We start from the raw sequence: 14,132 nt of genomic DNA, 5'->3' as shown, positions 1-14,132 counted from the left end.
CTCCCCCGCGGCGTCCTCGCAACCCGCCCCCCGCATCCGCTCGTTCGTGGCTCTGGGCGACTCGTTCACCGAGGGCATGTCGGACCTGCTGCCCGGCGGCGCCTACCGCGGCTGGGCCGACCTGCTGGCGGCCAGGCTGGCCGCCCTGGAGCCCGACTTCCGCTACGCCAACCTGGCCGTACGCGGCAAGCTCATCGGCCAGATCACCGAGGAGCAGGTCAACCCCGCCGTGGCCATGGGCGCCGATCTGGTGACGCTGGTGGGCGGACTCAACGACGTGCTGCGGCCCCGCTGCGACACCGCGCGGGTGTGCGCGCTGCTGGAGGAGGCCGTCGGCAAACTGGCCCCGTCCTGCTCCACTCTCGTCCTGATGCGCAGCCCCGGCCGCAGCGGTCCGGTGCTGGAGAGGTACCGGGGCCGTATGGAGGCCCTCTTCTCCTTCATCGACGAGCTGGCCGAGCGGCACGGCGCCGTGGTCGTCGACCTGTTCGGGTCCCGGACGCTGTCCGACCCCCGGCTGTGGGCCGACGACCGGCTGCACCTGACCGCGGAGGGGCACCGCCGCGTCGCCGAGGCCGTCTGGCAGCGGCTCGGGCTGCCGGCCGAGGCGGACTGGGACGCACCGCTGCCGCCCTCCCGGCCACCGTCGTGGCCCACCCGCCGCCTGGCGGACCTGCGCTTCGCCCGCGTCCATCTGCTGCCCTGGATAGGCCGCAGGATGACCGGCCGCTCCTCCGGCGACGGGCGCGCCCCCAAGCGCCCCGATCTCGACCTCCTCTGAGCGGACAGGCGCCCGAAGGGGCGCGGGGAACTGCGCGACCAGCCACAACGCACCGGCAGACTGCGAGGCACAGACAGGGGCAGCCCAGCCCCCAGCCGGGCCCGGCTCCCAGCAGGTCAGCGGCAGGGCACCGCGCAGCGGCCCGTAGACTCGGGCGGCGTGAGTGACAAGCCGCGCATCCCGAACGTCCTGGCGTCCCGCTACGCCTCCCCCGAGCTGGTCCGCATCTGGTCCCCCGAGTCGAAGATCGTGCTGGAGCGGCGGCTGTGGCTCGCCGTGCTGAAGGCCCAGCGGGACCTGGGTGTCGCCGTGCCCGAGGAGGCGCTCGCCGACTACGAGCGGGTGCTGGAGACCGTGGACCTGGCCTCGATCGCGGAGCGCGAGAAGGTCACCCGGCACGACGTGAAGGCCCGCATCGAGGAGTTCAACGCGCTGGCCGGGCACGAGCACGTACACAAGGGCATGACCTCCCGCGACCTGACGGAGAACGTCGAGCAGCTCCAGATCCGCCTCTCCCTCCAGCTGGTGCGGGACCGCACGGTGGCGGCGCTGAGCCGGCTGGGCGCGCTCGCCGGTGAGCACGCGGCGCTCGTGATGGCGGGCCGCTCGCACAACGTCGCCGCGCAGGCCACGACGCTGGGCAAGCGGTTCGCGACGGGCGCCGACGAGCTGCTGGTCGCCTTCGAGCGGCTGGAGGAGCTGCTGCGCCGCTACCCGCTGCGCGGCATCAAGGGCCCGGTCGGTACCGCGCAGGACATGCTGGACCTGATGGGCGGCGGAGACGAGGGCGCCGCGAGACTGGCCGACCTGGAGCGCAGGACCGCCGAGCACCTCGGCTTCGGGCGGGTCCTGACCTCCGTCGGCCAGGTGTATCCGCGTTCGCTGGACCACGAGGTGGTCGGCACCCTGGTGCAGCTGGGCGGCGCGCCCTCGTCGCTGGCCAAGACGATCCGACTGATGGCGGGCCAGGAGCTGGTGACCGAGGGCTTCAAGGAGGGCCAGGTCGGCTCGTCGGCGATGCCGCACAAGATGAACACCCGCTCGTGCGAACGCGTGAACGGCCTGATGGTGATCCTGCGCGGCTACTCCTCCATGGCGGCCGAGCTGGCGGGCGACCAGTGGAACGAGGGCGACGTCTCCTGCTCGGTGGTGCGGCGCGTGGCGCTGCCGGACGCGTTCTTCGCCTTCGACGGCATGGTGGAGACGTTCCTGACGGTGCTGGAGGAGTTCGGCGCCTTCCCCGCCGTGGTGGCCCGGGAGCTGGACCGCTACCTGCCATTCTTGGCGACGACCAAGGTGCTGATGGGCGCCGTGCGCGCCGGGGTGGGCCGCGAGGTCGCGCACGAGGCCATCAAGGAGCACGCGGTGGCCTCCGCGCTGGCGATGCGCGAGGGCGCCGAGCACAACGAACTGCTGGAGCGGCTGGCGGCCGACGCCCGCATCCCGCTGGACCGCGCCGCGCTGGACGCGCTGATGGCCGACCGGCTCTCCTTCACCGGCGCGGCGGCGGCGCAGACGGCGGAGGTCGTCGCCCGCGTCCAGGAGGTCGCCGCGCTGCACCCGGAGGCCGCCGCCTACCGGCCGGGGGCGATCCTCTGAGCCCGCGCTTCACCCAGGAGGAGCTGGAGGCCGCCCGCGGCAGGCTGGTGCCCGACGTGGCGGCCGAAGGGCTGCGGGTGCTGTTCTGCGGCATCAACCCGGGACTGCTCTCGGCGGCGACGGGCCACCACTTCGCCCGTCCTGGCAACCGGTTCTGGCCCGCGCTGCACGCCTCCGGTTTCACTCCGCGCCGGCTGCACCCCGAGGAGGAGCACGAACTCCTCTCGTACGGCCTGGGCATCACCAACGTGGTGGGCCGGGCCACGGCGCGCGCCGACGAGCTCTCCCGCGAGGAGTTCACCGAGGGCGGGCGGCTGCTGGAGGAGAAGGTCGCCCGGCTGCGGCCCCACTGGCTGGCCGTCCTCGGCGTGACCGCCTACCGGGCCGCCTTCGACGAGCGCAAGGCGGCGATGGGTCCGCAGGAGCGGCGGATCGGCGGGGTGCCGGTGTGGGTGCTGCCCAACCCCAGCGGCCTGAACGCGCACTACACCCCGCCCGCACTGGCCGCCGAGTTCGGCAGACTGCGCCTGGTGGCCTCACCCGAAGACTGACGCCCCGGCGAGCCGAAGCCCCGGCGAACCGGCGGGCAGCGCAGCGCACCGGGGAACGGCGCACCGGCGAACGGCGAGGAGGGTCCGGCGGACGGGTCTCGGCGGCTGCCCGGCGCCGCGACCGGGGATCAGGCGGGCCGACGGGTGCTCCAATGGTCCAGGTAGGCCGCAGCCGACCGGTGGTCGAGCGCCGGTACGCGCAGGGCGAGGTGCCCGTCGGGGCGGACGAGGAGCACCGTCCCCTCGCGAAGCGGTGCGTCGCGCCCCGTGCGGAGGTCGATGCTGTGGTGCCGCAGCGGCAGTGCGTACGGGCGCGTCAGCTCCCGCAGCCGCTCGGTGCGGATCGTGCGGTGCTCACCACCGCCGACGTGCAGCAACGACCAGTGCTGGTAGGACAGCAGCGCGTGGAGGCTGCCGCCCTGGTCGCCGGCGATCGGGTAGTCGGGGAGCCGGTCGCCGGGCCGGAGGCCGGTGCGGGTGGTCCGGCGACCGGACAGGCGGCTGTCGCGGTAGTGGCGGCCGAAGTCGCTCAGCAGCAGCGCTCCGCGGCGCGCCGCTCGCCGGTTGCGGAGCGCGACCGGCAGGAGCAGGCGGATCGCGGTGAGCGTGGCGCGGCCGGGGGGAAGTTCGAGCACGTTGCGCCGCATGGCGCGCATGACGTCCAGCGCGGTGCGGCGCTGCTCCCCGGTGTAGGTGTCGAGGAGGGCGTCCGGACACCAGCCGTGGTGGACGGCGGCGAGTTTCCAGCCCAGGTTGTGGGCGCCGAGCAGTCCGGTGTTGAGGCCGCGCCCGCCGATGGGCGCCCACAGGTGCGCGCTGTCCCCGGCGAGCAGCGCGCGGCCACCGCGGAGCGTGGGAACGATGCGGTCGTGGAACCGGGCGCGGTTGGCCCACCCGGGTTCGGTGGGCTCCAGACGCACGGTGTCCTCTCCGGTGGCGGCGGCGACCAGCCTCGTCATTTCCGGCACGTCGGGCGGGTCCTCAAGGCCGGGCTCCGTGTCGGGACGGAAGGCGTAGAAGCGCGTGGCCCCGCCGGGTACCGGATCGGTGATCAACGTGATGCGGTGGTTGACGAAGATCCTTGTGCGGTGCGGAATCCGCGGGTGGCTCCAGTCGGGCCGGGCGTTGAGCTGGAGGCACTGCAGCCCTGTCCGCTGCCTGCCGTCGAAGGGGATCCCCAGGCTACGGCGTACGAGGCTGTGCGAGCCCTCGCAGCCGATCACCCAACGGGCCTCCACCGTACGGGTGTTTCCGCCGGGGCCGCGCAGGTCGATGCCCACGCTGTCTCGTCCCGGGCGCAGGGCCACGGCTTCGCTGGACCAGCGCACATCGGGCCCGAGTTCCCGCAGGCGGGCGCGGAGCAGCCGTTCGATGTCGTCCTGCTCGATGGACACGGGGCAGGGGTACGCCGTGTGCGGCATGCGCAACTCCTGCATCCCCACCGGGGCGCCGCTCACGTGGAACTCGCCGCTCTCCAGGGGCAGTCCGCGGTGCACGAAGGCGTCCGCGCAGCCGAGGTCGCGCAGCGCTTCGAGTCCGCGTTGCCACACGACACTGGCCCGCGCCTCGCGTTTGGTGTCGGACGCCTTGTCGACGACCAAGACGTCGAGGGCGTACTGGCGCAGCGCGATCGCCAGCGCGAGCCCGGTCGGCCCGGCACCGATCACGACCGCGTCCCAGAGGGCATGCCGTTCGCCGGTGCTGCCCTGGCGGCGCGGCACGCGGTCGCCCTTCTCCTCTCGGCGAGGCGACGCGCCCCCACCGGAGGTGTTCATGCCGCCCCTCGTTCGCGGAGGAACTCGATCAGGCGGGCGAAGCTGTCCTCACCATGTCCCTCAGCGACGGCGCGGTCGGTGAGTCGCCCGACCATCTCGGGCAGCCCCGAGGTGACGCCGCGTAGTTCGTCGGCGTGCTTGAGGATGCCCAGAGTCCGCTGGTGGAGCCGGAGTGTGAAGTCCCCGCCGGGGTAGCTGCCGCTGTCCACCTGCCCGGCGTAGGCGCGCAGGAACTCCTGGACGGTCGGCAGCCACCGCCCGGCCACGTCGGTGAACGCGGTGGCCGCGACGTTGCCCCCGGGCCCGTCGGCACCGATGAGCGCCGCTCCGTGGAGCCACCCGGTGAGGGTGCCCCACAGCATGCTCAGCAGTGCGGTGTCGTAGACGGACGGGAGCGCCGGGTCTGTGCCCAGGTGGACGGGTGTGCCGAGGGCGGCGAGCGTGTGGCGGGCCGCGTCGAAGGTGGCCTGTGCTCCGGCGTAGAGCTGGAGGGCGTCAGGCCTGCCGAGACCGGAGGTCGTGGTCATCAGCACGCCGTCCAGGTAGGCGCTTGCGTGCCGGTCGGCCCAGGCTGCCGCTTCCTGGGCGTCCCCGGGCGATCCGGAGGTGAGGTTGACCAGGGTGCGGCCTCCTGCTGCTCCGGCCGCCTGGTCCAGGACCGCGCGGACCGCGGCGTGTCCGGCGAGGCAGAGCACGGTCAACGGGCTCGCGGCGACCGCCTCGGCTGCTGTGCCGGCCTCGGTGGCCCCCTTGGCGATCAGTGCCTCGGCACGGCCGGGCGTACGGTTCCACACGGTCGTGCGGTGTCCCTCGTCCAGGAACGTGTGCGCGAGCGTCGCGCCCATCGGCCCCAGGCCGAGGACCGTGACTGTGGCGCTCATGAATCTCCTCCCCCACTCCGGCGTCCCGGGTGGTGACGCATGCGGCCGGCCCGTCGCACGCGCCCACGTTCGCGCGTGTGGAAACCCTCGGGGGCGGTCGCGTTTTCGTGCGCGGCGGCTTTTGTGCGGGCCGTTCTGCGTGCGGTGGTTTCCGTGGGCGGTGGTTTCCGTGGGCGGTGGTTTTCGTGCGCGGTGGCCCCCGCGAGCGGTGGTTTCCGTGCGCGGTCGCGCACTTCGGTGCCGGGCGCGTTTCTGTCGCGTTCTTCGGTTCATTCCCGAGAACGCGTTGCGAGCACCCTGCGGCCACTCTTCGAAAACACGTCGGAGAAAGCCTGTTCACCGGTGTTTTCATGTGCCCTACGCGCGCCGAGCGCCGCGCACCGCTCTTCGTCTGCGGCCGGGCGCCGGCGCGGCTCCGTCGTCGGGCGGAGAGGTGCCGACTGCGCCGGATCCAACGGTTTCATCCGAAGGCTTGGTTTGCGCTCGCTCACCCCGACCGCTCGGGGATAGTACGGAAAGTCGGAGCACTCCGCACGAAACGCAGCCGCCCCGCTTCGGGAGCGGATTCGGGAGCGACGAACAATGTGCGTATCAAGCGCGTCACCCAGTGAGCGCGTCCACAGGCCGAGGAACGTGAGGCGGCCGGCGAAAGGAGCCGCCGCGGCCGGCGAAGGTCCGCGCGTTCTCGTGCTGGGAGCCGGAATCGCCGGCCTCGTGGTGGCCTATGAGTTGGAACGCCTCGGATTCCGGGTGGAAGTACTCGAAGGCGCTTCGGACATCGGCGGGCGGATACGCACCCACCGCTTCGGCGCCGGGCCCGGGGCGCCGGCTGTGGAGCTCGGCGCCATGCGTGTACCCGCCCACCACAGGAACACGCTGGCGTACGTGCGGCTGCTCGGTCTGGAAGGAGAACTGCGCCCGTTCGCCACGCTGTTGTCCGAGGAACGCGCGAGACTGCGGACGACCGGCGGGTTCGTCCGCGTGCAGGACGCCGCCCCGCACCTGTGCGCGGACTTCCGGGCCAGGCTGGGCCTCCCCCGCCCGCGTCGCGCCGAGGACCGGCGAGCGGTGCTCTTCGGCGCCTGGCTGACGGCCGTGGTCGACGCCATCGCCCCCGCCGACCTGCGAGACGAGCTGAGAGGGGACATGGGGCGGCGTCTTGTGGACATGGTGGCGCGTACCGACCTGGAGCCGTTTGTGCGCGGCCCCGACGGCGACCGGCTCGACCTGCACGGGGTGTTCGCCGCGCATCCCCGCCTGCGCGCGGCGTGCAGCGGCCCGCTCAACAGCTTCCTGGACGACGTACTCACCGAGACCAGCCCGGACCTGCTGCGCCTGCGCGGTGGAATGGACCGGCTGCCCCGGGCGCTGGCACGCCGTCTGCGCGCTCCCGTGCGGTGCGGGCACCGGGCGGTGGCGCTCACCCTGGGGCGCGACGAGGTGCGGGTCCGGGTGCGCGTGGGGCACAGGACCCGCACGCACAAGGCGGAACTCGCCGTGTGCACCCTCCCTTTCCCTGCGCTGCGCGGGATGCGGCTCGGTGGGCTCGACAAGGACAAGCTGGCGGTGCTCGACGAGGTGGTCTACTGCCCGGCCACCAAGGTCGCCTTCCACTGCCGAGAACCGTTCTGGCTGCACGAGGGGGGCATCAGGGGAGGCGCCTCGTTCACCGGCGGACGCATCCGGCAGACCTACTACCCGCCGGCGGAGGACGTCACCGGTGACGGCGCCGCGCTGGTGGCGAGCTACACCATCGGCCCGGAGGCGGCCTGGCTCGGCCGCCTGCCGCCAGACCGACGCCACCGGCTGGTGCTCGACGAGCTGAGTGCGCTCCACCCGCAGTTGCGGCGGGCCGGCATGGTCCGAGCCGCGGTCAGCGTGGCGTGGGGCGCCGACTCCTCCCTCAACGCCGGTTGCACCACGCGCTGGGGCATGAGCGCGCGGGAGGTCGAGGCGGAACGGGTCCGGGCCGCCCGGCCCGTGCACCGGCTGTTCTTCGCGGGCGAGCACTGTTCGACGGCTCCCGCCTGGATCGAGGGCGCGATCGAATCGGCGCTGCGGGCGGTGTCCGGCGTGGCGCACTCCCCCGTCGTCCGGCGGCGCGGCGTGCCATCGGCGGACAACGACGACACCGAAGGAGTCGCGTGATGAGCGTGTTCGACCTCCCCCGGCTGCACTTCGCGGGCGTCGCGACGGCCCGGCTGCCCACCGGGCCGCGCAACGGACTGGTGGACCTGGCGGCCCACCGGGTGCTGACGGACGACGGCCCGTTCCCCGCCGAGAGGCCCGCCGCCGAGTACCACGCCTTCCTGGACGAGCGCGGCCCCCGCTTCGACGAGGAGGGGCGCCCCGGCCCGCAGGGCGCCTTCAGCGCCGCCAAGGGGTGGGACTTCGAAGGCAACGGGCACTTCTCGCTGGACGCGCGGGTGCTCGCGGTGGAGACCGGGCGCGGGCCGCGCGCGGGCGGCGGCAGCCGCACGGTGGGGGACCCGTTGGTCGGCAGCAGCGTCGACGTGTGGGGGCACTACAACCCGTACCTGCGCACCACCGTCAACCGTGCCCGGATCTTCGACCTCGACCCCGCCTCCCGGTGGACGACCGCGCTGATGGTCGGACGGTTCGGTCTCGGACGGCGTGGCCGCTCACACGACGGCGCCTACGCGTTCACGGGCGGGGTGAGCGGCGTGCATCCGCCGCGCTGGGTGCACCTGGACCACATCGAGGATGTCGGCGACCACCTTCTCGCCCCCGACCTGCGGTACAGCGCCGTCCACCAGTTCGCGGTGGAGGCGGCGGAACTCGACTGGTTGCCCGGCGCCACGGGTTCACCGGCCGCCGAGGCGCTGCGGGACGCCGTCACCCACGGCGCCGACGGTCTCGTCGTCCAGCTCGCGCTGGACAACAGAGCCACACCGCGCTCCCCGAACACGCCGGGCAAGTGGCGCGTGCGGGGAACCGTCGCCCCCTGGTATGGCGAGGAGTTGCGCACCTGCCCGGCAGGGCGGCTGCTGGTCCCCGTGCCCGGCTCTCCGCTGCGCCACATGACGGTCCGGGTGGCGCGAGAAGAGGTGGGTTTGAACATGGTCTCCGCCGTGCGGTTCGCCTCCCGGCAGCAGCGGTGCGACGACGGTCCCCTGCACCGGCTCGGCCCGCCCCTCGGCGCGGGAGACCTCGAACTGCGCACCGCGGCCACGGACCGGCTGGTCGCCCGCGTCGCCGAGGCGGCGTACCTGGAAGGTGCCGAGGCGACCTCGGGCCTCGTCACCGTACCCGCCGAGCCCGGCTGGCCGGTGGCGGATGAGGAGGGCCTGCGGCTGGTCGGAGCGGCGGCCGGCGGCGAGCGCCGTACGTTGCTCACGGAGCGGGAGACCACCGTCGAGTCGGACCAGGCCCTGGTGGTGCTGCACCACCGGTCCCCCAGCGGCGACCACGCCGTGCGGGTGCCGGTGCGCAGCTTCGTCCGGGGCAGGCCCGCGCCGGTGGACGCCGTGCGGGTGCGGCAGTACCACAACCCGCGGGCGCTGCCGGGCGACCCGGTCGCCGGCGGCCCCGCGGCCCGCGTCGGTGACGCCGAGCCGCTCGGTCTGCGCCACGACGACGCCGCTTACGCGTCCCAGTGCACGGTCCGCACCGACGAGCGGGGGAACGGCACGGTGACCCTGCGCGGGGAGCAAGCCGGCACCTGCCGGGTGCTGCTCACCGCCGAACCGCACGAGGATCCTCCCATCGATCCCCGCGCCCCGGGTTCGGCCTGGAGCGCGTACGACGACGAGGACGCGCTGGGTTTCTGGGCCGGCGCGGGGGCCCTGGCCGTGCGCGTGCTCCCGGACGACTGGCATCTGGACGAGGTGCCGCGCGCGGAGGTCGACTTCGCTCTGGTGCACCGGGAGGTGTTCGCGTACTACGAGCACACGTCGTCCTTCATGCGTGCGGAGGTCTTCAGCCTCGCCGACCGCTGCAAGGTCGAGACGTACGCCGCCCTCATCGCGCAGATGTGCGATCCGGCCAACGCGTCGAAGACGTACTACATGCCGCCCAGCCGCGACCTCTCCGAGCCCAAGGCCCGGCTGCTGCCGGCCTATCTGCGCAATCTCCAGGTGCGCAGCCGGCCGCCTGTGGCCCTTCCCGCCCGCGCGGCGGCCGAGTCGGCGATCACCACCCGGGGCGAGCTGTGGCACACCCTGAAACAGGCCGCGGCACTGGAGCTGGCCGTGATGCTCCAGTACCTGTACGCCGCCTACTCGCTGCCCACCTACGGGGCGGGGCTGACCCACGTACGGCGCGGTACCTGGACGCCACGGCAGCTCGAACTCGTCTGCGGCCAGGGCGGGACGACGCTGGACGACGGGGTGCGCGGCAGCCTGCTCGGCGTCGCCCGCGAGGAGATGATCCACTTCCTGCTCGTCAACAACATCATCATGGCGATGGGCGAGCCCTTCCACCTACCGATGATCGACTTCGCCACCCTCAACGCCGAGCTGCCCGTTCCGCTCGACCTCGCCCTCGAACCCCTGAGCATCGGCAGCGTGCAGCGCTACATCGCGCTGGAGCAGCCGGCCGCCTCGGTGCCCGTGCTGCACGGGGCTGCGGCGCTCGCCGGCACGCCTGAGCGCCGCCGCTTCACCTGGAGCACCATCAGCGAGCTGTACGCGGGTATCCGGGAAGGGCTGAGCCGGGTTCCCGACCTGTTCCTCGTCGAGCGGGGACGTGGCGGCGGCGAACACCACCTCTTCCTCCGCGAGACGATCGACGCCCGCAACCCCGACTACCAGTTGGAGGTGGACGACCTGCCCAGCGCGCTGTTCGCGATCGACGTGATCACGGAGCAGGGCGAGGGCGGGGCGGCCGTCCCCGCCCCCGGTCCGCCGGGCGGGCAGGCGGAACCCGGCACGGCGACGGCGACGGCGAGGGAGGTCTCCCACTTCCACACCTTCACGCGCATCGGCGAACTGCTGACCGAGGAGCGGGTGCCGGGCCCGCACGGACGGCGGGTCCCCTGGAACCCCGCCTACCCGGTGTTGCGCAACCCTTCGCTGCACCCCGGGGAGGGCAACCGCACCCAGGTGACGGACCCCACCGCACGCACGGTGGCCCAGCTGTTCAACCGCTCGTACCACCTGGCACTCCAGCTCATGGCACAGCACTTCGGTGAACGGCCCGACGCCAGCCTGCGCAGGTCGCAGCTGATGAACGCCTCCATCGACGTGATGACGGGCATGATGCGCCCGCTCGCCGAGCTGCTGGTCACCATGGACTCCGGGCGCCGGGGCCGGACGGCAGGACCCACCTTCGAACTCGACGCCCTGCCCGCCGCCCAGCCGCGCCCGGACGTGGCGCGCCGCGCCCTCGGCCTGCGGTTCGCGCACCTGGCCGCCGCCGCACGCGCCTGTCCGGCAGTCCCCGAGCAGGTCATCGGCATGATGCACTTCTACGCTGATCTCTTCCGGGAGGAGGCGACATGACACCCTCCCTCCCGGGGTTCGACGTGCGCACCGTGCCCCTCGGAGACCCCTATCCCCGCTACCGGCAGTACCGCGAGAACGACCCGGTCCACCGGGCGCAGGACGGTTCCTGGTACCTCTTCCGCCACCGCGACGTGACCCGGGTGCTGACCGACCGCCGCTACCCGCGCGGCCCGCGCCCGGCGCGCGTCCCGGCCGACCGGCCCCACCTGGCCCGCAGCACGGCACACTGGATGGTCTTCATGGACCCGCCACGCCACACCCGGGTACGTGCCCTGGTCGCCGACGCCTTCACGCCCGCCGCGACTGCCGCGCTGCGGCCCCGCATCGCACAATTGGCACACACGCTGGTGGCCGAACTCGCCGCACGGGCGCAGGCCGACCTGGTGGCGGAACTGGCCGCGCCGCTGCCGCTGCTGGTCATCGGCGAACTGCTCGGCGTACCAGCCCAGGACCGGGGCTGGTTCCGGGAGCGCGCCCTCGGCCTCCAGCAGGCCACCAGGGCCCGCGCCGCCCACCGCGCCGACGCCTGGTCGGTGGCGGAGACCGCAGCCCGTGACCTGGACGCCTACTTCCGCGCCGAACTCGCCGAGCGCAGGCGCCGACCGCGCCCCGGCACGGACCTCATCGGCACGATGGTGGCGCGCGCGGCCTCCTCGGGCCTCGACGACGACGTCCTCGTCGGCACGTGCGTGCACCTGCTGACAGCGGGGCACGAGACGACCACCAACCTGCTGTGCAAAGGCCTGCTCGCCCTGCTCGCCCACCCGGACCAGCTCGCCACACTGCGGGCCCGCCCCGAGCTGATGCCCGCCGCCGTCACGGAACTGGTCCGCTACGACGCTCCGGTGCAGATGGTCACCCGACACGCCCAGGTCGGCGCCCGGCTGGGCGGCCGTACCATCCCCCGGGGGAGCCGCGTCGTCCTCGTACTCGGCTCGGCCAACCGCGATCCCGAACGCTTCGACGACCCCGACCGGCTGGACCTCTTCCGCGACGCCCGCCGCCACACCGGCTTCGGCCTGGGCGTCCACTACTGCCTCGGGGCGCTGCTGGCCCGTGCCGAGGCGGAGATCGCCTTCGCGGAGCTGCTCCGTACCCTGCCCCACCTCGTGCTGGCCGACACCCCTGTCCGCTACGCGGACGACCTCGTCTTCCACGGCCCTGAACGCCTGCTCGTCCGCCCCCGCTGACTTCTGCGCGAAGCGCCCGGCGGCGGCCGTCACCCGGGCTCGTAAGGGAGCGGCCTGCCGTACTCCGCGACGGCCGCGAGCAGTTGGTGCGGCGCCTCGGGGCTCCGACGGGCCACGCCCACGCCGCACCAGCGCCCGCGCACCGTCCAGACAGCCAGCTCGGCCACGCGCCAGCACAGGCCGCGTTCCGGCTCCGGCACGTCGGCGCCGCCGGCCGCGGCCAGCAGGTGAGGGCCGAGGTCCACGGTTCGCTCCGCTGCCCACCGCGCGGACAACAGCGCGACCAGGGCTTCGTGCTCGGCGTGGATCTCCTGCTCGGCCTCCCTGAGATCCGCCGGGTCAGCGTCGGGGCCGACGTCGGCCGTACGCAAGGTGATCCAGCGGGCGCAGGGGGCGGAGTGCAGACGGTCCACAGCTGCGAGATGGCGCGCGAGGTGCATACGACCAGTCAACCTCCCGGTACTGACAGCCGGTTGGGCGGCCGTTCCGCTCACCGGCACCGGGTCTCCGCGTGCCGGGTACCCGCACCACTCGCCGTGATCGCCGGGAGCGGTTACGATCCGCCCCACGCGCACAGGCAGGGAGGCGGAGCGTGAGCAGTCTGAGCGGACGGGACCCGTCCCTGCTGCGGCGGATCAATTCCACGGTCGTCCTGCGGGCGCTGCGCGGTCCGGCGACACCGACGGCGCTGACCCTCACCGAGCTGGTGCACGCGAGCGGGCTGTCACGCCCCACGGTCGAGGGCGTGGTGGAGGACCTCATCGTGGCGGGCCTGGTGGCCGAGGCCGAGGACGACCCGGACCAGCCGCGCGGCACGGCCCGGCGCGGCCGTCCCGCGCGGCGGTTCCGGTTCCGGGCCGAGGCGGGCCATCTGCTGGGGCTGGAGATCGGCCCGCACCGGGTGGCCGCTGTCCTCTCCGACCTGACGGGGCGCATCCTGGGATCGCTGACCCGGGAGGTCGCCGAGACGGCGCCGGCGGACGTGCGGCTGGAGAAGTGCCGGGCCACCCTCGCCGAGCTGCTGCGCCGCACCGGCACCGCGCGGGACACGCTGCGCGCGGTCGGGGTCGGCACGCCGGGCATCGTGGAGGCCGACGGGACGGTGCACCTGGGCACGGCGCTCCCCGGCTGGACGGGCCTCGCGCTCGGTGAGCGGCTGCGGCGGTCGTTCAGCTGCCCCGTGCTGGTGGAGAACGACGCGAACGCCGCGGTGTTGGCCGAGCACTGGAAGGGCGCCGCACGAGGCGTGGACGACGTGGTGATGGTGCTCGCCGGGCTGAGCCCCGGCGCGGGGTCGCTGATCGGCGGGCGACTGCACCGGGGCTTCCGCGGTGCGGCCGGGGAGATCGGGGCGCTGCACCTGCTGGGCAGGGAGGCGACGCCGGAACGGCTGCTGTCCACCACGGACGAGCCGCTGCATCCGCTCGACGAGGCGGCGGTCGCGCGGGTGTTCGCGCAGGCCAAGGGCGGTGACGACCAGGCGCGGCGCGCCATGGACCGCTTCCTCGCCCGCCTGGTCCACGACGTGGCGGCCCTGGTGCTGGCGCTCGATCCCGAGCTGCTGGTGGTCGGCGGCTGGGCCTCGGGCCTGGACGGCGTACTGGACCCGCTGCGCGCCGAGTTGGCGCGCTACTGCCTGCGACCGCCGCGGGTGGCCCTCTCGCATCTGGGAGAGACGGCCGTGGCGACGGGGGCGCTGCGGGTCGCCCTGGACCGCGCGGAGAACGAGCTGTTCACGCTGGAGGAGTCCGAGGCGGCACACTAGCCGGCCAGGCGCTCACCTGCCGACACCGCGACGGGGGGCCGGGCCGGCGGGAGGCCCCCCCCCCCCCCCCCCCCCCCCCCCCACACCGCGACGGGGGGCCGCCGCGGCGGCCCCCCGTCGCGGTG

The 14,132-nt window shown here is 73.8% G+C and carries 10 protein-coding genes; 7 read left to right on the top strand and 3 right to left on the bottom strand.

Annotated elements, in window-relative coordinates; all coding sequences use genetic code 11:
- The first annotated feature begins 34 nt into the window (after positions 1-34).
- The 3 genes from AB8Z75_RS20105 to mug all read left to right on the top strand — a co-directional run bounded on the left by AB8Z75_RS20105 (position 35) and on the right by mug (position 2,931).
- On the top strand, positions 35-781 hold the full coding sequence (locus tag AB8Z75_RS20105) for an SGNH/GDSL hydrolase family protein (protein WP_369203922.1): 747 nt from the start codon (positions 35-37) through the stop codon (positions 779-781).
- A 159-nt stretch (positions 782-940) separates the two neighbouring features.
- On the top strand, positions 941-2,380 hold the full coding sequence (gene purB, locus AB8Z75_RS20100) for an adenylosuccinate lyase (protein ID WP_369203920.1): 1,440 nt from the start codon (positions 941-943) through the stop codon (positions 2,378-2,380).
- A gap of 47 nt (positions 2,381-2,427) precedes the next feature.
- Positions 2,428-2,931 (top strand): G/U mismatch-specific DNA glycosylase, encoded by a 504-nt coding sequence (gene mug / locus AB8Z75_RS20095; protein WP_369203918.1) that lies wholly within the window; start codon positions 2,428-2,430, stop codon positions 2,929-2,931.
- 128 nt (positions 2,932-3,059) lie between these two features.
- On the opposite strand, the gene AB8Z75_RS20090 is transcribed toward mug, so the two are convergent.
- Together AB8Z75_RS20090 and AB8Z75_RS20085 are read right to left on the bottom strand one after the other, a co-directional pair.
- Complete coding sequence (locus AB8Z75_RS20090) at positions 3,060-4,706, bottom strand: FAD-dependent monooxygenase (RefSeq protein ID WP_369203917.1); 1,647 nt, start codon at positions 4,704-4,706, stop codon at positions 3,060-3,062.
- Positions 4,703-5,587 (bottom strand): NAD(P)-dependent oxidoreductase, encoded by an 885-nt coding sequence (locus AB8Z75_RS20085; RefSeq protein ID WP_369203915.1) that lies wholly within the window; start codon positions 5,585-5,587, stop codon positions 4,703-4,705. The genes AB8Z75_RS20090 and AB8Z75_RS20085 overlap by 4 nt, the downstream gene beginning before the upstream one ends.
- A 687-nt stretch (positions 5,588-6,274) precedes the next feature.
- Here AB8Z75_RS20085 and AB8Z75_RS20080 point away from each other — a divergent pair.
- From AB8Z75_RS20080 to AB8Z75_RS20070, 3 genes are read left to right on the top strand one after another with little or no spacing between them, the layout of a single operon-like run.
- On the top strand, positions 6,275-7,735 hold the full coding sequence (locus AB8Z75_RS20080; RefSeq protein ID WP_369203913.1) for a flavin monoamine oxidase family protein: 1,461 nt from the start codon (positions 6,275-6,277) through the stop codon (positions 7,733-7,735).
- Positions 7,735-11,049 (top strand): ferritin-like domain-containing protein, encoded by a 3,315-nt coding sequence (locus AB8Z75_RS20075; RefSeq protein WP_369203911.1) that lies wholly within the window; start codon positions 7,735-7,737, stop codon positions 11,047-11,049. Before AB8Z75_RS20080 ends, AB8Z75_RS20075 begins: the two co-directional genes overlap by 1 nt.
- Positions 11,046-12,242 carry a cytochrome P450 gene (locus tag AB8Z75_RS20070; RefSeq protein ID WP_369203909.1) on the top strand — a complete coding sequence of 399 codons (1,197 nt, stop codon included), beginning with the start codon at positions 11,046-11,048 and terminating at the stop codon, positions 12,240-12,242. The genes AB8Z75_RS20075 and AB8Z75_RS20070 overlap by 4 nt, the downstream gene beginning before the upstream one ends.
- A gap of 29 nt (positions 12,243-12,271) precedes the next feature.
- On the opposite strand, the gene AB8Z75_RS20065 is transcribed toward AB8Z75_RS20070, so the two are convergent.
- Positions 12,272-12,682, bottom strand: a complete 411-nt coding sequence (locus AB8Z75_RS20065) for a hypothetical protein (RefSeq protein ID WP_369203907.1) — start codon at positions 12,680-12,682, stop codon at positions 12,272-12,274.
- A gap of 152 nt (positions 12,683-12,834) precedes the next feature.
- Here AB8Z75_RS20065 and AB8Z75_RS20060 point away from each other — a divergent pair, with 152 nt between their 5' ends.
- Complete coding sequence (locus AB8Z75_RS20060; RefSeq protein ID WP_369203905.1) at positions 12,835-14,007, top strand: ROK family protein; 1,173 nt, start codon at positions 12,835-12,837, stop codon at positions 14,005-14,007.
- Positions 14,008-14,132: the final 125 nt, after the last annotated feature.

This window comes from Streptomyces sp. PU-14G, assembly GCF_041028275.1.
In the GTDB taxonomy this organism is placed as follows: Bacteria; Actinomycetota; Actinomycetes; order Streptomycetales; family Streptomycetaceae; genus Streptomyces.
The sequence above is the reverse complement of the archived record's forward strand: the minus strand, read 5'-3'. Positions and strand labels throughout refer to the sequence as shown.

Coding starts and splice junctions, on each gene's coding strand:
- AB8Z75_RS20090 (WP_369203917.1), bottom strand. CDS start 4,706: ATGAACACCTCCGGTGGGGGCGCGTCGCCTCGCCGAGAGGAGAAGGGC.
- AB8Z75_RS20085 (WP_369203915.1), bottom strand. CDS start 5,587: ATGAGCGCCACAGTCACGGTCCTCGGCCTGGGGCCGATGGGCGCGACG.
- AB8Z75_RS20075 (WP_369203911.1), top strand. CDS start 7,735: ATGAGCGTGTTCGACCTCCCCCGGCTGCACTTCGCGGGCGTCGCGACG.
- AB8Z75_RS20070 (WP_369203909.1), top strand. CDS start 11,046: ATGACACCCTCCCTCCCGGGGTTCGACGTGCGCACCGTGCCCCTCGGA.
- AB8Z75_RS20065 (WP_369203907.1), bottom strand. CDS start 12,682: ATGCACCTCGCGCGCCATCTCGCAGCTGTGGACCGTCTGCACTCCGCC.